The 24,006-nt window shown below is 68.8% G+C and carries 16 protein-coding genes, 1 tRNA gene and 3 riboswitches; of the genes, 12 read left to right on the plus strand and 5 right to left on the minus strand.

Annotated elements, in window-relative coordinates; genetic code table 11:
- The first annotated feature begins 76 nt into the window (after window positions 1–76).
- Window positions 77–430: a hypothetical protein gene (locus IAI53_RS03720; protein WP_187716789.1), complete on the plus strand. Its 354-nt coding sequence runs from the start codon at window positions 77–79 to the stop codon at window positions 428–430.
- A gap of 90 nt (window positions 431–520) precedes the next feature.
- On the opposite strand, the gene IAI53_RS18575 is transcribed toward IAI53_RS03720, so the two are convergent.
- The 3 genes from IAI53_RS18575 to rlmM all read right to left on the minus strand — a co-directional run bounded on the left by IAI53_RS18575 (window position 521) and on the right by rlmM (window position 6,070).
- Window positions 521–3,319 (minus strand): putative bifunctional diguanylate cyclase/phosphodiesterase, encoded by a 2,799-nt coding sequence (locus IAI53_RS18575; RefSeq protein WP_225433130.1) that lies wholly within the window; start codon window positions 3,317–3,319, stop codon window positions 521–523.
- A gap of 100 nt (window positions 3,320–3,419) precedes the next feature.
- Complete coding sequence (locus IAI53_RS03740) at window positions 3,420–4,868, minus strand: DEAD/DEAH box helicase (RefSeq protein ID WP_187716790.1); 1,449 nt, start codon at window positions 4,866–4,868, stop codon at window positions 3,420–3,422.
- A 110-nt stretch (window positions 4,869–4,978) separates the two neighbouring features.
- Window positions 4,979–6,070, minus strand: a complete 1,092-nt coding sequence (gene rlmM, locus IAI53_RS03745) for a 23S rRNA (cytidine(2498)-2'-O)-methyltransferase RlmM (RefSeq protein WP_187716791.1) — start codon at window positions 6,068–6,070, stop codon at window positions 4,979–4,981.
- 186 nt (window positions 6,071–6,256) lie between these two features.
- Between rlmM and IAI53_RS03750 the strand changes: the two genes are divergently transcribed.
- Window positions 6,257–7,294 (plus strand): aldo/keto reductase, encoded by a 1,038-nt coding sequence (locus IAI53_RS03750; protein WP_187716792.1) that lies wholly within the window; start codon window positions 6,257–6,259, stop codon window positions 7,292–7,294.
- On the opposite strand, the gene IAI53_RS03755 is transcribed toward IAI53_RS03750, so the two are convergent.
- A complete protein-coding gene (locus IAI53_RS03755; RefSeq protein ID WP_432813910.1) occupies window positions 7,291–7,674 on the minus strand; it encodes a hypothetical protein in 384 nt (127 codons plus the stop codon). The two genes, IAI53_RS03750 and IAI53_RS03755, sit on opposite strands and share 4 nt — an antisense overlap.
- A gap of 148 nt (window positions 7,675–7,822) precedes the next feature.
- Between IAI53_RS03755 and IAI53_RS03760 the strand changes: the two genes are divergently transcribed.
- From IAI53_RS03760 to IAI53_RS03775, 4 genes are all read left to right on the plus strand, one after another.
- Window positions 7,823–9,067, plus strand: a complete 1,245-nt coding sequence (locus IAI53_RS03760; RefSeq protein ID WP_187716794.1) for an extracellular solute-binding protein — start codon at window positions 7,823–7,825, stop codon at window positions 9,065–9,067.
- Window positions 9,068–9,092: 25 nt separating this feature from the next.
- The gene (ugpQ, locus tag IAI53_RS03765; protein ID WP_349771887.1) at window positions 9,093–9,821 is read left to right on the plus strand and encodes a glycerophosphodiester phosphodiesterase; all 729 of its coding nucleotides are present in this window, start codon (window positions 9,093–9,095) and stop codon (window positions 9,819–9,821) included.
- Between the two features lie 87 nt (window positions 9,822–9,908).
- Window positions 9,909–10,877, plus strand: coding sequence for a polyprenyl synthetase family protein (locus IAI53_RS03770; protein WP_187717946.1), 969 nt, complete (start codon window positions 9,909–9,911; stop codon window positions 10,875–10,877).
- Between the two features lie 37 nt (window positions 10,878–10,914).
- A tRNA-Pro gene (locus IAI53_RS03775) sits at window positions 10,915–10,991 on the plus strand.
- Window positions 10,992–11,298: 307 nt separating this feature from the next.
- On the opposite strand, the gene IAI53_RS03780 is transcribed toward IAI53_RS03775, so the two are convergent.
- Window positions 11,299–11,544 carry a hypothetical protein gene (locus IAI53_RS03780; RefSeq protein WP_187716796.1) on the minus strand — a complete coding sequence of 82 codons (246 nt, stop codon included), beginning with the start codon at window positions 11,542–11,544 and terminating at the stop codon, window positions 11,299–11,301.
- 327 nt (window positions 11,545–11,871) lie between these two features.
- A riboswitch (glycine riboswitch) is annotated at window positions 11,872–11,967 on the plus strand.
- Window positions 11,968–12,124: 157 nt separating this feature from the next.
- Between IAI53_RS03780 and IAI53_RS03785 the strand changes: the two genes are divergently transcribed.
- The 6 genes from IAI53_RS03785 to IAI53_RS03810 all read left to right on the plus strand — a co-directional run bounded on the left by IAI53_RS03785 (window position 12,125) and on the right by IAI53_RS03810 (window position 23,633).
- Complete coding sequence (locus IAI53_RS03785; protein ID WP_187716797.1) at window positions 12,125–12,793, plus strand: trimeric intracellular cation channel family protein; 669 nt, start codon at window positions 12,125–12,127, stop codon at window positions 12,791–12,793.
- 138 nt (window positions 12,794–12,931) lie between these two features.
- Window positions 12,932–16,189 (plus strand): response regulator, encoded by a 3,258-nt coding sequence (locus IAI53_RS03790; protein WP_187716798.1) that lies wholly within the window; start codon window positions 12,932–12,934, stop codon window positions 16,187–16,189.
- Window positions 16,186–18,783 (plus strand): EAL domain-containing protein, encoded by a 2,598-nt coding sequence (locus IAI53_RS03795; protein WP_187716799.1) that lies wholly within the window; start codon window positions 16,186–16,188, stop codon window positions 18,781–18,783. The genes IAI53_RS03790 and IAI53_RS03795 overlap by 4 nt, the downstream gene beginning before the upstream one ends.
- Window positions 18,784–18,938: 155 nt before the next feature.
- Window positions 18,939–20,150, plus strand: coding sequence for a hypothetical protein (locus IAI53_RS03800; protein ID WP_187716800.1), 1,212 nt, complete (start codon window positions 18,939–18,941; stop codon window positions 20,148–20,150).
- Complete coding sequence (locus IAI53_RS03805) at window positions 20,150–22,375, plus strand: patatin-like phospholipase family protein (RefSeq protein ID WP_187716801.1); 2,226 nt, start codon at window positions 20,150–20,152, stop codon at window positions 22,373–22,375. Before IAI53_RS03800 ends, IAI53_RS03805 begins: the two co-directional genes overlap by 1 nt.
- 45 nt (window positions 22,376–22,420) lie before the next feature.
- A riboswitch (cobalamin riboswitch) is annotated at window positions 22,421–22,634 on the plus strand.
- Between the two features lie 144 nt (window positions 22,635–22,778).
- Window positions 22,779–23,633: an acyl-CoA thioesterase gene (locus IAI53_RS03810; protein ID WP_222948153.1), complete on the plus strand. Its 855-nt coding sequence runs from the start codon at window positions 22,779–22,781 to the stop codon at window positions 23,631–23,633.
- A gap of 115 nt (window positions 23,634–23,748) precedes the next feature.
- Window positions 23,749–23,961: riboswitch (cobalamin riboswitch) on the plus strand.
- Window positions 23,962–24,006: the final 45 nt, after the last annotated feature.

Genomic DNA, 24,006 nt, shown 5'->3' on the forward strand with positions numbered 1-24,006 from the left:
TCGCGCGCCGTTCAAGCTCGGTGGGGAAACTGCCGTAAGAACGGGGGCTGCCACTTTGCCGCGCTGACGATCTGCCATGACCCCAAACCGTATCGTTTCCTGCCTGATCTGCCTGCTGCTCGCCGGTGCGGTGCAGGCGCAGCAGGCGCCGCCTGCCGCCGCACCGCCTGTGGCGAACACGGCGCCGGCGGGTGCCGATGGCGAGGAAGCCGGGGACCAGGACGACCGGGCCTGGCGCGATACCAGCGCGTATCCCTTCGGCGCGCTGGCCGATACCGCCTTGCGCCTGGAACTCGTGGCGAAGGCCATGCAGTTGCGGGACTACTGCGCCGACCGGCGTGTGCAGGACGAATTCGTGCGCGAGCGGCTGCGGCGTTTCTCGGCCCTGTCAGGTCGGCCGGAGGACTGCCGGAGTCTGCTGGACTATTGACACGGCCTCCGGCCAGATCCCGTAGGAGCGGGCTTGCCCGCGAGCATGGCGGAGCTTCCGCCAAGGGCCGCATCGCGGCCGGGGCCGCTCCTACGAAGCGGTGCCGCGGTCGGCCACGTAGGCGGCGAACTCTTCCGCACCCATCGGCCGGCCGAACAGCGGGCCTTGCTGAAGATGGCAGTCCAGCGCGCACAGGAAGGCCTGCTGCGCCTCGCCCTCGACCCCGCGGGCGAACACTTCCAGCCCCAGTATGCCGGCCATGCTGGTCATGGCTTCGACCACCGCTTCGGCCTCCTCGCGCACGCCGACGTCGCGCACCAGCGCAGGGTCGAGCTTGATGGCGCGCAGCGGATAGCGCTTCAGGCGCGGGATGGAGCTCAGCCCGCGACCGAAATCGTCGATCGCCAGTCGCACACCCAATGCGGCAAGCTTCTCCAGCGTGCCGAGGATGCGGCTGTGCTCTTCCTTCAGCACGATCTCGTCGATGTCCAGTTCCAGCCTGTCGGCCGCAAGCCCGGAAGCCTGCAGCGCCATCGCCACACGTTCGGCCAGGTCGCCTTGCATGATCTGCTCGATGGCGACGTTGATCGTCAGCAGGGGCGGGTGCTCGCCGTCCGCGGGCCAGCGGGCGGCGTGGCGGCAGGCAGCGTGCAGCACCCAGTCGCCGAGCTCGGCGAGGATGCCGCCGTCGCGCGCGGTGCCGAGAAAACGGCGGAAGGGAATCAGTCCGAGGTCCGGGTGCCGCCAGCGCAGCAGCGCCTCACCGCCGCGCAGGCTGCCGTCGCGGCCGTCCACCAGCGGCTGGAAGTGCACTTCCAACTGTTCGCGCTCCACCGCGTGGCGCAGGTTGATCTCGAAGGCGGTGCGTTCGATCTGGGCGCCGTCCATCTCGTCGGCGTAGTACTGGTAGTTGTTGCCGCCCAGCTGACGGGCATGGGCAAGCGCCGCTTCCGCGTGGCGGGCGAGCACGTTCAGTTCGCTGCCGTTGTCGGGGAAAACCGCGATGCCGATGCTCGCGCCCAGTCTGATCTGGCGATCCTCGGCCTCGAACGGACGGCCGAGCGCGGCGAGGATCGCTTCGGCGCTGCGCCCGAACTCGCTGGTCAGGTTGGCGTCCGGCAGCAGCGCGAGGAAGGTGTCGCTGCGTTCGCGTGCCACGGTGGTGCCCCGCGGTACCGCCATCTGCAGGCGGCGGGCGATCTGTTGCAGGATGTCGTCGCCGATGTTGTCGCCGAACTCGCGGTTGACCGTCTTGAAACTGTCGAGATCGATGCGCATCAGGCCGACGCTGCGGTGGGTGTCGCGCGCGCGTTCGGTGGCCTCGATGAAACGGCGTTCGAACAGCCGCCGGTTGGGCAGGCCGGTGAGGATGTCGTGGGTGGCGACATAGTCGGCACGCGACTCGGCCTGGCGCCGTGCGGAGAGATCCGAGAACACGCCGATGTAGTGCAGCACCTCGCCGCGCGCATTGCGTACCGCGGTGACGCTCAGCCACTCGGGATAGGTTTCGCCGTTCTTGCGCCGGTTCCAGATCTCGCCCTGCCACTGGCCGGTGCTCGCCAGTTCGCGCCACAGCGTCTCGGCGAAATTCCTGTCAGGGCGGTCGGCCCCCAGCATCGCCGGATCCTGCCCGCGGACGTCGTCGAGGGTATAGCCGGTGATCTCGGTGAAGGCCTTGTTCACGGCGAGGATGCGGTTGGCGGCATCGCTTACCAGGATGGCCTGGTTGGCGGCGTCGAGCACATCCAGCGGAATGCGCAGGCTTGCGCCGAACAGCGGGGCGTCGGGCAGGTCGTGAGTCAGCACGACCGTGTGCGGCGCCTGGGGCAGTTCGAGCGGATAGCACAGCACGTCGGCGCGGAAGTCGCGGCCGTCGCGGGTGCGCAAGTGCCATTCGCCGCTGTCCGGGGATGCTCCGGCGTGATCTTCGGCAGCACGCAGATCGGCCACGGTGAGGCCGGCCATCTCCGCCTCGCTGTAGCCGTAGAGGCCGGCAGCCGCAGCGTTGGCCGCGAGAATGCGCAGTTCCGTGCCCTGACACAGCAGGGTCGGCAGGGGACTGTCGGCGAACACGCGCCTGAAGACCTCGGCCGAGGCCCGCGGCACCGGCGCCGCGTCCCGTCTCGCGGCCGCTTGCTGAGGGGCGGAAGAGTGCGCGGCGATGGCGGCGACCGGCGGCAGGATCAGCAGGCGCCAGTCGGGTTTGGGGCCGGGCAGTACGCGTGCGGTGAGTGCCGGGCCGGCAGGCGGCTGCAAGGTGGCCAGCGGCGCGGCGTCGGCCGCGGGCCAGTCGACCTGCACGCAGTCTTCGAGCGGATGGCCGACCAGCGCGGCGCGCTCGACGGTGAGGGTGCGCAGCGCGGCGGCGTTGGCGGCGGCGACATATCCGCCATCGTCGATGACCAGCACGGGCTGTTCGAGGGCTGCGGCAAGGCGCGGCCACAGGGTGTCCTTGCCGCTGTCCTCGCCGGCTGCTTCGGCATAGCCTTCGGCCGCCAGGTCGGGGCTGAGGATCAGCGCGTGGATGCCGGGGCGGATGCGCGCGGCGGCGATGAACTTGAGGTCGCGGGTGCCGGCGGGCGTGGCGACCTGCAGGCTGCCGCGCATCTCGCCCTGGATGAACAGGCGGGCGCGTGCGGTGAGGAAAGCGCGCTCGGAGGGGAAGATATCGGAGAGCGGCTGGCCGGCGAGCTGGCGGTAGTCGCGCCCGAGCAGGCGGCAGGCGGCGCTGTTGACCTCGAGGATGACCTCGTCGCCAGTGATGATCAGGCCCTCGTCGAGCAGTTCGAGCAGGGCCAGGTACAAGCCTGTCTCCGCGCCTTCCGAGAAGTCGGGCACGAAGGGCTCGTCGGGGTTTTCATCGCCCCCGGGGCGACGGGCTGTGTTCATCGAAGCGGACATTTCCAGGTCGTCGGACGTCTTAACGGCTGAGGTCCACGATACTTGAAGCCGCTCCGCCGATAGGCGGGAAAAGGCGGGGCCGAAGGCCCTATTTCCGCCCCAGCCCGCCCAGGAGGAAGGCCACCGGGCGCTGGCCGCGTCGCGGCGGCTCGTCCGGCTTGGCCGTGGTGCCAGCGGTTTCCGCAGCAGGCGCGGCGATGCTCGACTCGTAGGGCTTGCTGAAATCGAAGCCGTCCGGCGCGATCGTCGAGCGGCCCGGACGCTTGCCGCCACGCTCCGCGCGGGGCGCGGCCGGCTGGGCCGCGCGCGGCGCGCGTTCGCGCCCGCCGTCGGCCTTGTCGGCACTGCCACGGCGGCCGCGACCGCCCCTGCTGCCGGCCTCGAAGAACTCCGGTTCGGGCTCGAAGCCGGGGACGATCTCCTGCGGGATCTCCAGCTTGATCAGCTTCTGGATGTCGTTGAGCCAGTGCTTCTCTTCGGCGCACACCAGCGACACCGCGTTGCCCTTGTGCCCGGCGCGGCCGGTGCGGCCGATGCGGTGCACGTAGTCTTCGGCGGTGTGCGGCAGCTCGAAGTTGATCACGTAGGGCAGTTCGTCGATGTCGATGCCGCGTGCGGCCACGTCGGTGGCCACCAGCACGCGCAGCTTGCCGGCCTTGAAGGCTTCCAGGGTCTCGGTGCGCTGCTGCTGGCTCTTGTCGCCGTGGATGGCGTCCGCGGAGATGCCGTGGCGCTCGAGGAAGTGGGCCAGGCGGCCGCACACGATCTTGGTGTCGACGAAGACCAGCGCCTGGGTGTCGGGCTGGTGGCGCAGCAGGTGGGCGAGCAGGTTGCGTTTCATGCCCGAGGAGACCGGGTGCACCACGTGGGTGATGGTCTCGGACACCATGTTGCGGCGGGCCACTTCGATCAGCTGTGGGTTCTTCAGCATCTGGTCGGCGAGCTTCTTGATCTCGTCGGAGAAGGTGGCCGAGAACAGCAGGCTCTGGCGGGCGGCCGGCAGCAGGCCGAGGATGCGGCGGATGTCGGGGATGAAGCCCATGTCCAGCATGCGGTCGGCTTCGTCCAGCACCAGCATCTCGACCTGGGAGAGGTTGATGGTCTTCTGCTGCACGTGGTCGAGCAGGCGGCCCGGGGTGGCGATGACGATCTCGATGCCGCGGCGCAGTTCCTGGATCTGCGCGTTCATGTCCACGCCGCCGTAGATGCAGGTGGCGCGCAGCGGCACGTACTTGGAGTAGGTCTTGACCGATTCATACACCTGCATCGCCAGTTCGCGCGTGGGCGCAAGGATCAGGGCGCGCGTCTGGTGGCGGGCCGGCGAGGTGCTGGTGCTGGCATGGCGCGCCAAGCGGTGCAGCAGTGGCAGCGTAAAGCCGGCAGTCTTGCCGGTGCCAGTCTGTGCCCCGCCCATGACGTCGTGGCCGGCGATGACGATGGGAATCGCCTGGCGCTGGATCGGGGTGGGTTCGGTGTAACCGGCGTCGGCTACGGCTTTCTGCAGTTCGGGTATGAGGCCGAGTTCGGCGAAGCTCATGGGCGCCTTTCTGGTTCCGGGGCCACGGGGGCCGGAAGCGTTTGAAAACCCGGGATTATACACCTTGCGTGAGTCGCGGCCGGTTGCAGCTTCCGTGCGTGACCGGCGGGCTACTTGCGCAGCGCCAGGTAGGCGGTGACCTCCTCGCGGTCGTGGTACAGGTGCTTGATGCGCAGGTCGTAGGGGCCGACGCTGGCCAGGCGCTTCCTGATCAGTGCGCGGCATTGTTCCACTGCGTCCAGGCGGCGCTTCATCGGCAGCTTGAGGTTGAAGATGCTGCGCCGGCAGCGCCCGGTGGCCACCCACTCGGCCACCAGCGAGGCGATGCGAGAGGGCTGGTCGACCATGTCGCACACCATCCATTCCACCGTGCGCTGCGGCCGCCAGGTGAAGCCGTCGGCGCGCAGGTGCTCGACCATGCCGGTAGCCATCACCGCGTCGCCCATCGGGCCGTTGTCCACCGCGGTGACGTGCAGGCCGCGGCTGGCGAGCTGCCAGGTCCAGCCGCCGGGCGAGGCGCCCAGGTCCACCGCGCGCAGGCCGGCGCGCAGGGTGGCGGTGCGCTCGTCCTCGCCGAGCAGGGTCATGAAGGCTTCCGACAGCTTGAGCGTCGAGCGGCTGGGTGCGCCGCCGGGCATGCGCAGGCGCGGGATGCCCATCGGCCAGGGCGAGCTCTCCTGCGGCATCGCCGCGGCCAGCCAGGCGGTGGTGGCACTCTCGAACATCACGTGCAGCACCGGCAGGCCGGCCTTGCCGGTGCGTAGTGCCCCGGTCTTCTCCAGCACGCGGGCGAAGGGCTCGGTGAAGCGGCGGCAGAAACCCGAGCGCTGCTTGGCCTCGTCGGTGTCCGGGGTCTCCAGCACCAGCTCGGTGAAGCGCTGCCCGCTGCCCTTGACCGCGTCGAGCAGCGGGGTGGCGCGGTCGCGCTCGGGCAGGTCGGTGACGCGCGCGAACCACAGCATCAGCTGGCGGGCGAACACCGGGCGGCGCCAGTCGGTGAGGCCTTCGAAGGCGGTGGCGGGCAGCGGCTCGAAAGTCTCGTAGACCACGAAGCCGGTGTCGGGCTTGGCGCGCACATGGCCGATCAGGCCGGCGTCGGCGGCCAGTTCGTCGAGTTCGGCGGCGAGTTCCTTCTCGAAACCGGCGCGGCAATAGGCGAGCAGGCCGGAAACCAGCAGGCCGGAGGGCAGGGAGGCGGACATGGGGGTGGGCGGGCGCGCCAGGCGCTGGGTATCATCGGGACGAAGGCGTGGATGATAAGCCCCGTCGCCGGGGGCGCAAAATCTGAATTTTCAGGTAGGAGCGGCCTTGGCCGCGATGCGGCGATTCCAGACGCTGGCCGCCGCATCGCGGCCAAGGCCGCTCCTACCACCGCAAAGGAGAATGCAATGGAATACAGAGTGCTGGGCGAGGGCGGGCCGAAGGTGTCGGCCGTCTGCCTGGGAACGATGACCTTCGGGCAGCAGAACAGCGAGGCGGAGGCGCACAGCCAGCTCGATTGCGCGCTGGAGCGCGGCATCAACTTCATCGACACCGCGGAGATGTACGCGGTGCCGCCGCGTGCCGAAACCTACGGTGCCACCGAAACCATCGTCGGCAACTGGCTGGTGCGCCAAGCGCGCGAGCGCATTGTGCTGGCGACCAAGGTGGCCGGCCCGGCACGCAGTTTGGACTGGATCCGCGGCGGCCCGCCGGCGCTCGATCGCGAAAACATCCGCGCGGCGGTGGAAGGCAGCCTGCGCCGGCTGAAGACCGACTACATCGACCTCTATCAACTGCACTGGCCGGAGCGCAACCAGCCGATGTTCGGCCAGTGGCAGTATGACCCGGCCAAGGAGCGCGCGTGCACGCCGATCCGCGCCCAGCTGGACGCCCTGGCGGAGCTGGTGGCCGAGGGCAAGGTCCGCCATGTCGGACTGTCCAACGAACATCCCTGGGGGGTGATGCAGTTCGTCCGCCTGGCCGAGGAGCACGGCCTGACGCGGGTGGTGTCCACGCAGAACGCCTACAACCTGCTCAACCGGGTGTTCGAGTACGGTCTGGCGGAGGTCTGTCACCGCGAGCATGTCGGCCTGCTGGCCTATTCACCGCTGGCCTTCGGCCATCTCTCCGGCAAGTACCTGGACAACCCCGGCGCGCCCGGCAGGCTGACCGCCTTCGAGAATTTCGGCCAGCGCTATGCCAAGCCCGGAGTGAGGCCGGCGGTGGAAGCCTACGCCGCGCTGGCGCGCCGCCGCGGCCTGAGCCTGACGCGCCTGGCACTGGGCTTTGTGTACCACCGCGGTTGCGTGGCCAGCACCATCATCGGTGCGACCAGCCTGGCGCAACTGGAGGAGAACCTGGCCGCCTGGGACGCGCGCCCCGACGAGGAGCTGCTGGCGGAGATCGACGACATCCACCTGCGCTGCGGCAACCCCGCGCCCTAGCTAGCCGGCGGCTTGATCGGCGTGAACGGTGCGCCCGGCACGATGGCGGGCGCATCGCCGCCCTCGGTGCCGGCAGACGGTTTCATCGGCGCGGGGATGAGATGGGAAGGCACTTCCTGCAGGTTGTGCTCCATCATGTAGTCGTTCATCTCCCGCCAGCCGGCAAACACCGCGGACTTGGGCGCCTTGGGGTTGAGCGCGTAGCAGTCTTCCAGCGAGCGCCCGGTCTGCCGGCAGGCGCTGCCGATGGCGCGCCCTTCGGCTTCGGCAATCATCGCTTCCTTTTGCGGATCAGGCAGTTCGAGCAAATCGGCCAGGCGCTCGCAACCAAGCAGCATGGGCAGGAAGAGCAGGGGCAGGATGCGGCGGACAGCGGTCAACATAATTTCTTACAGCCTGTTAGGAGGCATACACCGAAAAATAACGTCACCTGACGCAGAATCTTGAAACACTTCGCGAGCGACCATCAATATGAAGTTCTCCAACAAGCCTGTGCGATGGGCCGGACGCGCGTGCGCCCTGCTGTGCATGCTTCTACCGGCAGCCCCGTCTCTTGCGCAACCGCTGGCCGCGCGTGCGAGCACGGTCCAGGACGCGCAGGAGATCGAACTGGCGCACCGCTTCGATCTTGCCAGAACGGAGGCCCTGCAGGCCCTGGTCGACCGCTTCAACGCGGGCAGCAAGGACTACCGGATCGTATTGACGCGGCGTGACTGGCAGCAGGAGGCCTTGCCGCACCTGATGGTGCTCGAAGGCGAGGAAGAGGAACGCTTCCTTGCCGGCAAACCGCGCTACCGCCCGCTGCACGAGCTGATGCGGGCGGCTGGCGTACCGCTCAAGAGCGGCCGCCCGCCGGTGACGATGACGCGCAAGCCGGTCGACGGGCAGGGGCGCTTGCAGGCATTGCCGGTGGGGCTGACCACCCCGGTGCTGTACGTGAATCGTGAAGCCTTCCGCCGTGCCGGGCTGGACCCGGCGGTGCCGATCAACACCTGGCAGGACCTGCAGAACGCGCTCGGCCAGTTGTTCGACACCGGCCATGCCTGCCCCTACACGGTGTCGGAGCCCGGCCGCGTCATGGTGGAGAACCTCAGCGCCTGGCACAACGTGCCGGTCACCGCGCGCCGCGGCCGCACCGACGCGCCCGCCTTCAACGGCATGGTGCAGATCAAGCACGTGGCGATGATGGCCAGCTGGTACCGCGCCCGCTACCTGCACATCTTCGGTCGCGGCCCCGAGGCCGAGCGGCGTTTCGCCAGCGGCGAATGCGCGGTGATCGCCGCGCCTTCGGCCAGCTGGGCGGCCTTCCGCCGGCAGACCGGGCTGGACGTGGGCGTGCTGCGCCTGCCGTTCTACGACGATTTCCCCGGCGCACCGCAGAACACCCTGGCCGACGGCGCCTCGCTCTGGGTGGCAGTGGGCAAGAAGCCGGCCGAGTATCGTGCGATGGCCCGCTTCATCGACTACTGGCTCAAGCCCGAGAACCAGCTTGCCTGGCAGCGGGACGCGGGCTTCCTGCCGCTCAACAGCGCGGGGCTGCCCGCCGGTGCGAGCGAACTTGCCGGAGCCGATCTGGACAATCTGCGGGTTGCCGTGGGTCAGCTCAACAACAAACCCGCCACGCAGGAGTCGTCGGCATCCGCGCTCGTCGGTCGCGACGGTGTGCGCCGCATCCTCGATGAGGAACTCGACGCGGTGTGGGCCGACCTGAAGCCCGCGAAGGAAGCGCTGGATACGGCGGTCATGCGCCTGGGCGCGCCCCCGGTCCGCTGAGCGCGCCCCTGCAATGACATCGGCGGTGTGGCCCTGGCCGCGCGTCCTTGCCCACCGCTGCGGCGGCGCGCTGGCACCCGAGAACACCCTGGCGGGCCTGGCGGCCGCGGCACGCAGCGGCTGCCGTGGCGTCGAGTTCGACGTCATGCTCGCCGCCGACCACGTGCCCGTACTGATCCACGACGAAACCCTGGAGCGCACCACCAACGGGCGCGGACGGGTGGCCGACACTCCATGGGGCGCGTTGAGTCGCCTGGATGCGGGCGGCTGGTTCGACGAGCGCTTCGCCGGCGAGCCCTTGCCCAGCCTGCAGGACGCCGCCGCGCGCTGTATCGAGCTGGGACTGGCCGTGAACCTGGAGATCAAGCCGGCAGCCGGGTTCGAGACGGAGACCGGACAGGTCGCCGCCCGGGTGGCGGTTGCCTGCTGGCGCGATGCCGCGCTGCCGCCATTGCTGTCGTCCTTCTCCGAATCCGCCCTGCTCGCCGCCGCCGGCGAGGCGCCCCGGCTCCCGCGTGGCCTGCTGGTCGAGCAGGTGCCCGAGGACTGGCGGGCTCGTTGCCAGCGGGTGGGGGCTGTCGCCCTGCACGCCCATCACGATGCCCTCGATGCCGGCATCGTCGCCGACGTGCGTGCGGCCGGCCTGTGGCTGGCCTGCTACACGGTGAATGATCCCGCGCACGCGGCCGAGCTTTTCGCCTGGGGCGTGGACTGCGTGATCACCGATCATCCCGACCGGGTAGGCGTGCGCTGAGCCGTCGGCGAAGGGTTTCCCCCTTCGTCTTGACGCCGCGCCAGCCGGCCTCCTACCATCCCGCTTTTTCCCGTGAGCGCGTCCGCCTTGTCCATCCAGCAGCTCTTCGCCCCGATCGCAGCCGACATGCAGGCGGTCGACGCGGTGATCCGCCAGCGTCTCCATTCGGACGTGGTGCTGATCCGCCAGGTGGCGGAATACATCATTCACAGCGGCGGCAAGCGCCTGCGCCCAGCGCTGGTGCTGTACACCGCCGGCGCCATGGGCTACCGCGGCACGCATCACCATGAACTGGCCGCGGTGGTGGAGTTCATCCACACCGCCACGCTGCTGCACGACGACGTCGTCGACGAGTCCGAACTGCGCCGCGGCAACAAGACCGCCAACGCCATGTTCGGCAACGCCGCCTCGGTGCTGGTGGGCGATTTCCTCTATTCGCGCGCCTTCCAGATGATGGTCGGGGTCAACGACATGCGCGTCATGCAGGTGCTGGCCGACGCCACCAACGTCATCGCGGAAGGCGAGGTGCTGCAGCTGCTCAACTGCCACGACGCCGATGTCGGCATCGACGGCTACCTGCGCGTGATCCGCTACAAGACCGCCAAGCTGTTCGAGGCCGCCACCCGCCTGGGCGGCATCCTCGGCGGCGCCTCGCCGGAGCTGGAGGAGCGCCTGGCCGCCTTCGGCATGCACCTGGGCACCGCCTTCCAGATCATCGACGACGTGCTCGACTACTCCTCGGACGAAGCTGCAACCGGCAAGCACCTCGGCGACGACCTCGCCGAAGGCAAGCCCACCCTGCCGCTGATCCACGTCATGCAGCAGGGCAGTGCGGAGCAGGCCGCGGTGGTGCGCAAGGCCATCGAGACCGGCGGCCGGGACGACTTCGAAGCCGTGCTCGCCGCCATCCATGCCACCGGCGCACTCGAAGAGAGCCGCCGCCACGCACGTGCCGAGGCGCAGCTGGCCATCGATGCCCTCGATGCATTGCCCCCTTCCATTTTCAAGGATGCGCTGCTACAATTATCGGACTTTGCAGTTGCGCGAAATCACTGATATATTAGTGGGCTTCGCAAGGCAGTGAAAAAAGTGTCGGGGAATAGCTCAGCCTGGTAGAGCACTGCGTTCGGGACGCAGGGGCCGGAGGTTCGAATCCTCTTTCCCCGACCAAAAATTCCCGAGGAAAAACCGCCGGTTACGGCGGTTTTTTCGTTTACGGCGCGAAGTGCAAAGACGGTTGAATTTTTGCAGACTGGTGTCCCAGCTGTCCCAAGCTTGTCCCACGTCGACGGCGCCCGACTGGCGTGGACGAAACTCCTTGTCCGGGAGACTCCTCGTACCCGGACGCCGGGCGTCCGAGGAGGCCGATCAACGGGGCGTGCCCAGTTCGTGGGTGCTGCGTCCCGGGAAGTGGCGCAACGCTTCCACGCTGCGTAGGCGAAAACGCAGCTGTACTGATGCGGTATTCAGCCCCAGCTCAAGAGTTCTTCTCTTGCCTCTCGGCGTCAGCCTTTTCCTTGGCGGCTTGAGCATCCTTTTCCATCTTCCGTTTGGCAAAAAAGATCGCCACATTTCCAACCACGATCAGCAGGCCACCCACCAGAACGATATGCAGCAACGAAGCCCGATTGTCTGAAGCCGCACTCGTCGCTTCCGCCGCCAAGGCCATTCCGTTCGGAAGACCAACGCAAAGCGTGGTCAGCAATGCCGCCATGTGCTTCATGTGATATCTCATCTCTCGATCCCGATAGTGCCCGCGCATGCGGCATCCCGACTGACGGATTCTGTAGCCTCGTCCGCATTGTACTGAATCGCCTTGTGACGGCCCAAAAAGGCCGCCGCGTACTTTTCCAGGCATTCCGGGTGAAGTACGCCTGCATCGACGCCCACTCCATGCAGTACCCGGTGCATCGCCCGTGTTCAGTACGGGCGGTTCATCTGCGTGCTTACTACGCGCAGAAGCAGTAGGGCACGGCGTGAGGGTATCGACCGTCGGTAGGACTCTTGCGGTTTTCGCGCATTGACAGCGCTCGTGCCGTCTCAAGATAATCGAACTACTGCGGGAGAGAGGGTTGCCGGATCTCCGGGCCCCGCCGAAGGCGCAAACTCCCATGATCGCTCAGGCATACCGAACCGCAGGAATCATTTGCCGGCTGGAGAGCGGTTGCGGGCCAGATGGGGCCCGGCAACCCACCGAAGGGGCAGGTCCGCGCAGGGCCGAAACTCTCAGGTAAAAGGACAGGGGGAGAGGCGTTGCGAATGCTCCGATGAGGGGCTTTCGCCTATCGACGGAGCCTCTCCCGATGTCGCACAGCATCGCCCAGTTCTTCCAGTCCTTCTCCCTTCCGCAGCTCGACCTGCTGCTGCTCGTCTATCTGATCGCCATCAGCACCGAGGCCATGTCCGGCGCATTGGCCGCGGGGCGGCGCAACATGGACATCTTCGGCGTGGCGGTGATTGCCTTCGTCACCGCGCTGGGCGGCGGGACCATCCGCGACGTGGTGCTCGGCAACTACCCGATCGGCTGGACCCAGCATCCGGAGTACGTGTACCTGGTCATACTCGCCGGCCTGGCCACCACGGTGCTTGCCCGCTTCATGCACCACATGAAGCGCAGCTTCCTGATGCTGGATGCGATGGGGCTGGTGGCCTTCTCGCTGATCGGCTGCGACGTGGCATTGCGCTTCGACTACCCGGTGGTGGTGGTGATCATGGCCGGCATGCTCACCGGGATCAGCGGCGGCATCCTGCGCGACGTGCTGTGCAACCAGGTGCCGGTGGTGTTCCGCCGCGAGCTGTATGCCAGCGTGTCGCTCTTCGTCTGCGTGCTTTTCCTGGGCCTGCGATCGGCGGGCGTGGATGACGGGCTCAACATGCTGAGTTGCTTCGTCCTGGGCTTCGGTTTCCGCATGCTGGCGCTGCGCCAGAGCTGGCGACTGCCGACGTTCTCCTATCAGCAGCGCTGGGAGTAGGCGCGGCCGGCGCGCCTTTCACCGACCGGGTGTATCCAGTCGAATCGCCGCAAACTGCGGTGCCCGATGTGGGCGTATGATTCAGCCGTGTATCCCCCAGGCATGATAATGGTGCCTGACATCCGGATTGGGCGGCGCATGAACGGACATCGAGGTTTCCTGGCGGCACTGGTTCTGGCCGGGCTGCTGATTGCCGCGGGTTGCGGCAGCGACAGCCCGGCTGGGCGCCGTACCGTGAACATCGGCCTCTACCAGAACGCTCCCAAGGTATATACCGCTGCAAACGGCAAGCCGGCCGGGCTGTTCGTGGAGCTGATCGAGGCGGTGGCAAAGGCCGAAGGCTGGACGCTGAACCACGTGCCCTGCGAATGGGCCGACTGCCTGCGCCGCCTGGAAGCGGGCGAGCTGGACCTGATGCCGGACGTGGCCTTCTCATCCGAACGCACCCGGCGCTTCGACTTCCACCAGGTATCGGTGGCCAACAGCTGGTCACAGGTCTACGCGCATCCCGGCCGGGTGATCCAGGACCTGGAGGATCTCGCCGGCATGCGGGTGGCCATCCTCGACGGCGGCATCCAGCAGTCCTTCCTGGCCCAGCTGGCGGCCGGCAGCGGTGTGGCCTATCAGGCCGTGCCGGTGAAGTCGCTCGACGAGGGTTATCGCGCGGTCGTCGAGGGGCGGGCTGACGCGGTGGTCACCAACAGCTTCTTTGCCGCGCGCAACGGCAACCAGTACCGGCTGGCGGAGACACCCATCGTCTTCCTGCCGTCCACACTGTATTTTGCCGCGCCCAAGGGGCGCAGCCTGGACCTGCTGGCGCGTATCGACCTGCATCTGAACGAATGGCGGGGTGACGCGGACTCCATTTACTTCGACGCCCTGCGCCGCACCATGGCCGCACCGCCGGAGGTGCGGATGCCGCACTGGGTGAAGTGGTCGCTGATCGGCGCCGGCGCGGGCCTGCTGCTGCTGATCAGCGTCAGCCTGCTGCTGCGCTGGCAGGTGGCGCAGCGCACCCGCGACCTGCTCGCCACCACCCGCGAACTGGAGATCGAGCGGGCCAGCCTGGAGCATCAGGTGGCCGCGCGCACCGCCGAACTGCTGGCGGCCAAGGAAGAGGCCGAGCACCTGTCGCGGGTGAAGAGCGACTTCCTGGCCAACATGAGCCACGAGATCCGCACGCCGATGAACGCCATCCTCGGCATGCTCTACCTGGCGCTCAAGGGCGAACTGTCGTCCCCCCTGCGCAACCAGCTCACCAAGGCGCAGGGCGCGGCGCATTCGCTGCTCGGCATCATCAACGACATCCTGGACATTTCCAAGATCGAGGCCGGCAAGCTGGAGATCGAGCATATCGAGTTCGGTCTGGAGGCGGTGCTCGAGCAGTTGTCCGATGCGGTGGCCTTCCAGGCCGAGCACAAGGGCATCGAATTCCTCATCCGCTATGACCCGAAGATTCCGCCCCGCCTGGTGGGCGACCCGCTGCGCCTGGGCCAGATCCTGCTCAACCTGTGCAGCAATGCGGTGAAGTTCACCGAGCATGGCGAGGTCGAACTGGCCTTCCGTTGCATATCCGCCAGCGAGAGCCGCGTCTCCATGCAGGTCAGCGTGCGCGACTCGGGCATAGGCATGAGTCCCGAGGTACAGCGCAAGTTGTTCGAGAAGTTCACCCAGGCCGACCAGACCACCACCCGCCGCTTCGGCGGCACCGGCCTGGGGCTGGCGATCAGCCGCAACCTGATCGAACTGATGGGCGGGCGCATCTGGGTGGAGGACTCGCAGCCCGGCCGCGGCACCACCATGTGCTTCGCGCTGGAACTGGAGGTCGCACACCAGGCGCAGGCGGGCCAGCGCGAGCTGGTCGAGCGCGCCGGTCCGCTGCTCGAAGGCGTGCGCGTGCTGGTGGCGGACGACAACGAGGTGTCGCGCGCCATCCTCACCGAGATGCTGCACTTCTTCCGCCTCTCGGTGCACGGCGTGTCCAACGGCGCCGATGCGCTGGCCGCCATCCGCGAGGCCACGACGCCCTTCGACCTGGTGCTGATGGACTGGCGCATGCCGGGCATGAACGGCGACGAGGTGACCCGCCGCATCCAGGGCGATCCGGCGATCGCGCACAAACCCCGCGTGGTGATGGTCACCGCCTACGGGCGCGAGGACGTGATCCGCCTTGCCGAGCAGGCCGGGGTGGACGGCTTCCTGATCAAGCCGGTGTCGCCGTCCACGCTGCTCGACACCATCCTCTCGGTGCTCGGCCGCGGGCGCTTCTTCGGACAAGGCGAACAGCGCCGCGAGGCGGCCGCGGAGCTGGCCACCAGCGGACAACTGGCCGGCGCGCGGCTGCTGCTGGTGGAAGACAACGACATCAACCGCGAATTCGCCGTGGAGCTGCTGCGCAGCGAAGGCATCGTGGTCGATGAGGCGGCCGATGGCCGGCAGGCGCTCGAACGGGTGCAGCAGCAGGATTACGACGCGGTGCTGATGGACATCCAGATGCCGGTGATGGATGGCCTGGAGGCGGCGCGCCGCATCCGCGCGCTCGCCGCCGAACCGGGCGGCGAGCGCTTCGCCCGCCTGCCCATCGTTGCCATGACCGCGCTGGCGATGGCGCAGGATGCCGAACGCAGCCGCGCCGCCGGCATGAACGACCATGTCACCAAGCCGATCGCGCCGGAGCGCCTGATGGCCGCGCTGGCGCGCTGGGTTAAGCTGCCGGCGGGGCGGCGCACGCAGCGGCCCGCGGCGTCGGACGGCGGCGGCCTGCAGGGCACCGAGCTGCCGCCGGAACTGCTGGCGCTGGGCAGCCTGGACGTGCGCGAGGGGGTGCGGCGCATCGGCGGCAAGGCAGAGGCCTACCGCAGGCAGCTCGGGCGTTTCCGCGAACACTACGCCGACGCCGCCCAGCACCTGCAACGCCTGCTGGACGAGCAGGGCAGCCAGGCGGCGGCCGAGTACTGCCATGCGCTCAAGGGCGTTACCGGCAACATCGGCGCAAGCGCGCTGTGCGAGCGGGTCGGCGCGCTCGAGGGCCAACTCCGCCAAGGGCAGCGCCTGCAGGCCGGCGACCTCGAGGCGCTGCGCAGCCTGTTGCAGCAGGTGCTGGACGACATCGATGCACTTGCCGAGCGCAGCGCGGAGGCTGCTCCGGCCCCGGGCACTTCCGCACCGCTTGCCAGCGCACGGCTGGGTGAACTGTTGCACCGCCTGGCCGATGCGCTCACCCATGACCTGGGCGTGGTCGAACCCTTGCTCGCCGAACTGCGTGCCGGTACCGTCGGCACTCCGCTGGAGGCGGAGATCGTCGCCATCGCCGCCCTGGTCGACGTCTTCGACATCGATCGCGCGCTGGCGCGGCTGCATGCCCTGCAGGTCTCCCACAGAGAAACCACACCATGACCGAAACCGACAAACCTTCCGCAGGCGAGCGCCCGCGCATCCTCATCGTCGATGACGTGCATGAGAACCTGCACGCGCTGATGAACGTGCTGCGCGACGACTACGCCATCCTCGCCGCGACCAGCGGCGAGAAGGCGCTGGAACTGGCGCGCCGCAGCCCGCAGCCCGACCTGATCCTGCTGGACATCCGCATGCCGGGCATGGACGGCTACTCGGTACTGGCCGAGCTCAAGATCGATCCGGCCACCGCCGAGATCCCGGTGATCTTCGTCACCGCCCTGTCGGAGGCCGCCGACGAGGCGCGCGGGCTCAAGCTGGGGGTGGCCGACTACATCGTCAAGCCGGTCAATCCCGAGCTCTTGCACAGCCGCATCCGCACCCAGCTGGAGCTGCAGCGCCACCGGCGCAACCCGGCGCTGTTCGACCTGGTGGCCCATGCCAACGGCGAGCGCCAGTACTCGCTGCTGGTGGTGGACGACGTACCGGAGAACATCCACGAACTGCTGGAAGCCCTGAAGGACAGCTACCGCATCCAGGTGGCCTGCTCGGGCGAGAAGGCGCTGGAGATCGTGCACGGCGCCCACCCGCCGGACCTGGTGCTGCTCGACGTGGTGATGCCCGGCATGGATGGCTACGAGGTTTGCCGGCGGATCAAGGCCACGCCCACCGGCAACCGCATCCCGGTGATCTTCGTCACCGTGATGGACGCGGTCGAGCAGAAGCTCAAGGGCTTCGAGCTTGGCGCGGCCGACTTCATCACCAAGCCCTTCGACATCGACGAGGTGCGTGCCCGGGTGCGCACCCATCTGGAACTGAGCCGGCTGCGCCGCTTCCTGGAGGACCTGGTCGCCCAGCGCACCGCGATGCTGGAGGTCAGCGAGGAGAAGTACCGCATCCTCGCGCACCGCGACCCGCTCACCGGCCTGCCCAACCGCGTGCTGTTCGCCGAGCAGCTCGAGCAGGCCATCCTGCATGCGGAGCGCAACCGCGGCCAGTTCGCGCTGCTCTTCCTCGATCTGGACAACTTCAAGACCATCAACGAGAGCCTCGGCCACAGCCGCGGCGACCAGCTGCTGATCGAGGTCGGCCGCCGCCTGCAGGCAGTGCGTCCGGGCAGCGACGCCATCGCCCGTATCGGTGGCGACGAGTTCAACATCATCATCGAGCGCCGGCCGGGCATGCCGTGGGTGGACCTGATCGCGCAGCGCATGATGGAAGCGCTGGCCGAACCCTTCCTGCTCGACGGGCAGGCAGTTTATGTCGGCGCGACCATCGGCATCGCCCTGTACCCGGCCGATGGCGCCAGCGCCGAGGTGCTGCTGAGCAATGCCGACGCGGCCCTCCACCAGGCCAAACTTGCCGGGCGCGGCACCCTGCGTTTCTTCTCCCCCGAGATGTCCAGCCGCGCCAGGAGCCGCCTGAGCCTGGAAGCCGACCTGCGCCGCGCGCTGGAGAACGACGAGCTGTGCCTGTACTACCAGCCCCTGGTCGACCTGGTCAGCGGGCAGATCGTCGGGGCGGAGGCGCTGGTGCGCTGGAACCACCCGGAGCGCGGCATGGTGTCGCCCGGCGAGTTCATCCCGCTTGCCGAGGAGAGTGGCCTGGTGGTGCGCCTGGGCGACTGGGTGCTGCGCGAAGCCTGCAGGCAGATCCGCCTGTGGTGCGATGCCGGGCTGGCGCCGCGCCAGACCTCGGTCAATGTCTCCGCGGTGCAGTTGAGCCGCGACGGGCTGGTCGAATCGGTCAAGGACGCGCTGGCCTGCTCCGGCGTGGCCGCCGAACGGCTGGAACTGGAGATCACCGAGAGCTCGGTGATGGCCGACCGCGAACGCTCGCTGCGTGCGCTGGCCGATCTGCGCCGGCTCGGCGTGAGGCTGTCGATCGACGACTTCGGTACCGGCTATTCCTCGCTGGCCTACCTGCAGCAGCTGGAGGTGCACAAGCTGAAGGTGGACATGTCCTTCGTGCGCGACATGACCACCAACAGCGGCAAGGCCTCCATCGTGCGCGCGGTCGTCGCGCTGGGGCACAGCCTGGGGCTGGAGGTGATCGCCGAAGGGGTGGAGGACGCCGGGCAGGCCCGCTTCCTCAGGGCCATGCAGTGCGACGTGATGCAGGGCTATCTCGTCAGCCGGCCGCTGCCGGCCGAGGCGATGACCCGCTTCCTGACGGAGTTCAGCCCGCTTCACGTGCCGGTGGAAGACGAAGCCCTGTCCACCCTGCTGCTGGTCGATGACGAACCGGCCGTGCTGTCTTCGCTCAAGCGGCTGCTGCGGCGCGAGGGCTATCGCGTGCTCACCGCGGGGAGCGGCGAGGAAGCGCTGGCCCTGCTGGCCGAGCACGAGGTGGGCGTGATCCTAGCCGACCAGCGCATGCCGGGCATGAGCGGCACCGAGGTGCTCGCGCGGGCGCGCCAGATGCACCCGAAGGCGGTGCGCATGGTGCTCTCCGGCTACACCGACGTGGACAGCCTCACCGAGGCGGTCAACCGCAGCGAACTGTTCCGCATCCTGCTCAAACCCTGGGAGGAGGCGGAACTGCTCGAAGCCATCCGCCAGGGCTTCCGCAGCTACGACAGGGCGGCGCAGCCCTGAGCGGTGAGGCCGGCCCCGGGGCTCGTGCCTTGGTGGTGATGCGGGAACAAGCCGGGGTGGCGGGCGGGTCGAAGCGCTGACAGGGTAGCGCAGGCGTGCGCGCCCCTGCGCCGCTTCCGCGATAATTGCGCTGTCCGACCAGGAGACCCCCATCGATGTCCGAGCTTCCCGAAAAGGCCCGCAAGGCCGGCTTTCTCGCGCGCAGGCTGCTCAAGTCCGCCTTGAGAACGGCCGGTTCGGGCGCGCACGAAATGGCCGCGCGCAAGGATGCGGTGAGCAGCGCGGTGAGCGAGGGGGTGGGTGAAGCCGCCCGCGTGGCGGCGCAGGTGCTCGGCAGCGCGGCGAACGGACTGGGTTCTGCAGCGCGTGCGCTGGACGAGGGCCGGCGCGCGCAGTCCGAAGAGGATGCCGCGGAGCAGGCGGCCACGCTCGCCGGGCGCGGCCGCGAACTGGGCGCGCGCGCCCTGCAGCGCAGCAGTGCCGCGCTGGACAAGGCGGCCGGCGGTGTGGCCGCGGCGCGTGCCGCCGGAGCGCCGCTGGGTGCAGCGGCCGGTGGCGCCTTTGCCAGTGTGGCCGGCACGCTCGGCGCTACGCTGGATGCGGCCGCACTGGACGACAGGGATTTCGCCACGGTGATGCAAGGCATCGCCGTCAATGCGGCGCGCTACGCGCAACTGAGCGCCGCCCGTGCGGCGAGGGCGGATTGCGAGGGCAGCGCTGGCGGGCAGCACGCGCAACTGCCTGCGCTGTATGTGGACTGGCTCAACCGGGGCAATTTGCCGGGCGCCTTCCATGCCCGCCTGGCGGACGAGGGATTCGCGGTTCTCGACGGGAGCGGAGCGCCCAACGAGGCGCTGCAGCGCAAGGCGGAGGAGTCCTTTGCCCACCTGCAGGCGGCGCTGGCGCGTCATCCGGACATCGTGCCCACCGACATCGAGGAACTGGCGGCCGAACTGCTGCTGCGCGCCATCCTGGAGCAGGGCCGGGACGACCGCCCCGACCTGCAGGCGGTGGAGCGCGCGCTGGCCGGCCGCGGCGTGGACGGTCTGCGCGACGCCCAGCCCGACGGCGGCTGGCTGACCAGCTCGGCCGGGCTGGCCTTCCTCGCCCTGGCCACCTTCAGCGACCGCTCGCGCAGCCTGCTCGAACGCAGCGAAAATTTCGGCGCGCGCAGTGCCGAGATCCTGCTGGCCTCCGGTGCCGGCCGGCTGGCGCTGGCCGCCGGGCATGTGTGGTGGATCGGCGCGCTGGCCGGCGCCGGCAGCTCACTGCTGTGGGGCCGCGGGCGTGCCAAGCGGGCGCGGCTCGACGCCCTGCAGGCCCTGGCCGACAGCACCGACCGCGTGCTGCGTCGCCTGGAGAACTGATGCGTCCCATCCTGCTTGCCGCGCTGGCGGCGTCTTGCCTGCACAGCGCTGCGGCAGTGGCGGACAGCGCGCCGCCAGAGGGCGGCACGAGCGAGATCCGCCCCGGCGTGGCGCTGGTGCTGTCCGGGGGCGGGGCACGCGGCGTGGCGCACCTTGGCGTGCTGAAGGTGCTGGAAGAACTGCGCGTGCCGGTCGACTGCGTGGTGGGCACCAGCATGGGCGCGATCGTCGGCGGCGCCTACGCTTCCGGCATGCCGCTGGACGAGATGGAACACCGCGTGCGCGCGGCGGACTGGACCGAGATGTTCCAGAACGCGCTGCCGCGGGACCGCCAGCCCTTTCGCGAGAAACAGGACGCCGCCGGCAACCGCGCGGCGATCACCCTGGGCTGGGGCGCTGGCGGCTTCCTGATGCCACAGAGCGCGATTGCAGGCCAGCAGCTGGACCGTTTTCTCACCGGCCTGGCGGGCGATGCCGAGTCGCTCAGCGGGTTCGACACGCTGGCGCTACCCTACCGCGCCATCGCCACCGACCTGGAGAGCGGCGCCATGGTGGTGATCAACGACGGACCGTTGTGGCGCGCAATGCGGGCCAGCATGGCGGTGCCAGGCGTGTTCCTGCCGATCGAGCACCGGGGGCGGCTGCTGGTCGATGGCGGCCTGGTGATGAACCTGCCGGTCGACATCGGTCGCGAACTGTGCGGCGGGCGGGTGATCGCGGTGAACCTCGGCACCCTGCCGCTGGGCCGCGAGCGGCTTACCACCGCTACCGAGATCGTGCTGCAGGCGATCAACCTGGCCCTGGAGCAGAACGTGCAGCAGCAACTCGGCCGGCTGGATGCCGACGATGCGCTGGTGCAGGTTGATCTGGGCGACATCACCTCGCGCGACTTCGACCGCGTGCTGGAGACCATTCCGCTGGGCGAACAGGCGGCGCGCGCGGCCGCCGCCTCGCTGGCGCGCTTCGCGGTGGACGAGGCGTCCTACGCGCAGTGGCAGGCCCGCCGGCAACTGCGCCTGCTGCGCCCGGCGCCGGTGATCACCGCGGTCGAAGTGGAGGGCGCACGGCATGTGCCCCCGCGCGGCGTGCTCGCCGGCCTGCGCCAGCGCACCGGGCTGGCGCTCGATGCCACTGCGCTGGAGGAGGATCTGGAGAGCCTGTACGCGCAAGGCGATTTCGAACGCCTGCGCTACCGGGTCGAGCGCGACGGCGCCTATGGGCGCCTGAAGGTGGAAGCGGTCGACAAGTCCTGGGGCCCCAACTACCTGCGCTTCGGCGGCGGCTTGGCGGCGGACCTGCAGGGTGACGGCGCGGTGGCCCTGTTCGCCGGGCTGTCGCGGCGCTGGATCAACGACTGGGAGGGGCGGCTCAACGTCGACCTGCAGGTCGGCACCACCAACCGCCTGCGTGGGGAGCTGTTCCAGCCGCTGGGCCTGAAGAGCCAATGGTTCCTCGCCCCGGTGCTGCAGGCCGGCAGCCGCACCGTGCCGGTCTTCCAGGATGGCCGCAAGGTGGCGGATTTCCGCGTGCGCGAGCGCAGCGCGGGGCTGGATCTGGGCTACGAGGCCGGCGCATGGGGCGAACTGCGCGTCGGCTTGCATCGCGGGCGCGAGAAGGCCGACATCGTCAGCGGCGCGGCGGTCTATCCCGGTCAGTCGGTGGCGCAGGGCAAGCTGCGCCTGAGCGCGGTGCTCGATCGCCTCGACAGCCCGTTCTTTCCGCGCCGGGGCTACAGCGCCCGCCTGCTCGGCGAGTGGCACGACGGGCGTTTCGGCAGCGATCTCGACTACCGCTATGCGGAGTTCGACGCGTCCTGGGCGGGCTCCGGCGGTCCCCACACCCTGATGCTGGGCCTCACCGTGGCCGGCAGCCCGGATCGCGAACTGCCTTCCGCGGGACGCTACACCCTGGGCGGCCTGTTCCGCCTGTCCGGCTACCGTTACGGCGAACTGGCCGCCGACCAGGTGGTGCTGGCGAGCGCCTCCTACTACCGGCGCATCTCGACCCTCCCCGAGGCGCTCGGACGTGGCGTGTATCTCGGCGGCACGGTGGAGTGGGGAAACCTGCGCAACTATGCCCTGGACGCGGCCTCTCCCGGTTCGCGCAGCTCGATGTCGCTGTTTCTCGGCGCCGACACCGTGCTGGGGCCGCTCTACGTGGGCATGGCCTACGCATCGCGGGTGGGCGAGCCGCGCTACTACCTGCTGTTCGGCCAGCCGTACTGAGGACCGTGGGTGACGCCCGTTTGACATGCCTTTGGCGCGCCGGCTAAGCTGCGCACCGCCTACGGTTTGCTGGTCGGAATGCCGACCGCGATTAAAAGGGAATCCGGTGACGTGCCTGGCGCATTGAATCCGGAGCTGCCCCCGCAACTGTGAGCGGCGAGCTGCGTGCCAAATCCATGCCACTGGCGATTCTGCCGGGAAGGCTGGCGCGACGCGATGACCCGCGAGCCAGGAGACCTGCCGTGTGCAACGTCAATCAATCCTGACAGGGGCGGGGTGTCCCCGGAGGAGCGTGAATGTCATGTTGCCAGGTCGTCGACCCGGCGGATGCGTCGCGCGGGCGCCGGCGCCACCGGTCCGCCCCCCTCTGAGCGTGCCTCCTCCTGTCCCATGCACACAGGAGATGCGCATGCAACAGCAAGGGTTCATGGCCGTCGTGGGGACGGCCGACGACAATCGTCACACTTTCCCGGAAGATGCCCACGGTTCGGCCACGCCGACCCTGATGGTCGACATGGTGTTTCCCGAGCAGGCCAATCACCACGGCACGCTGTTCGGTGGAGCGGCGCTGTCCATGATGGACAAGCTCGCCTTCCTTGTGGCCACGCGCGCCACCCGCCGGCCGATGGTTACCGCGTGCAGCGGGCAGATCGATTTCCGCTCACCGGTCGCGCAAGGGCGACTGGTCGAACTGGCGGGTGAGGTGGTGCGGCGCGGTACGCGCTCGGTGGACGTGGAGGTTCGGGTGATCGCCGAGGACCTTGCGACCGGTGAGCGTCATGACAGCCTGGGCGGCCGGTTCACGCTGGTTGCGGTGGGAGGGGAACGGGCGCGGCCGAATGCGGTGGAGTTGGCGTCGCCCGGGCCCGAAGGCATCGGTCCCGTTTCATCGATGGTGGAGATGGTCTTTCCCGGGCACACCAACCACTTCGGCACCTTGTTCGGCGGCCAGGCGCTGGCCTGGCTCGGAAAGGCTGCTTTCGTCGCCGCGGCGCGCCATGCACGCATGCCGGTGGTCATGGCCGCGTCTGAGCGCATCGATTTCCATGCGCCGGTGCTCGAAGGCGAGATCGTCGATCTGGCCGCCCGCGTGTTGCGGGTGGGCAATAGCTCGATGAGCGTGGAGGTGATCATGCATGCGGAGGAGTTGCTCACCGGCCAGCGTCGCCTGTGTACCCGTGGCCGCTTCACGATGGTCGCGCTCGGCTATGACGGTCGCCCGGTGCCGGTGCCCCAGCCGGCCGAACCCACTTGCTGAGCGCGGCGGCACGGAGCTTAGATTCGCGCCGCTTTATCTACTAAATGTAGTGTGTTCATTGGAAAAATGGGCTGTAGATAGTGTGTTCGGCTTGTACGGCAAGCCGGCACGGCGCTACACTGTCCATCGCGACGGTTCCCGCAAGGGATGAAGAGGGAATCCGGTCAGGGGCGCACAGCGATGCGCGCCCCGATGCCGGAGCTGCCCCCGCAACTGTAGACGGCGAGTCCGCCACCGATTCGAGCCACTGGAAGCTGCGTCTTCCGGGAAGGCCGGTGGCGGGCGAGGACCCGTGAGCCAGGAGACCTGCCGACGCCGTTCCGGCCCCGATCCGCGGGCCGGTTTTCTGACCTGGGGCGGGGTGTCTCCATGG

It is taken from the genome of Thauera sedimentorum, assembly GCF_014489115.1.
Taxonomy (GTDB): domain Bacteria; phylum Pseudomonadota; class Gammaproteobacteria; order Burkholderiales; family Rhodocyclaceae; genus Pseudothauera; species Pseudothauera sedimentorum.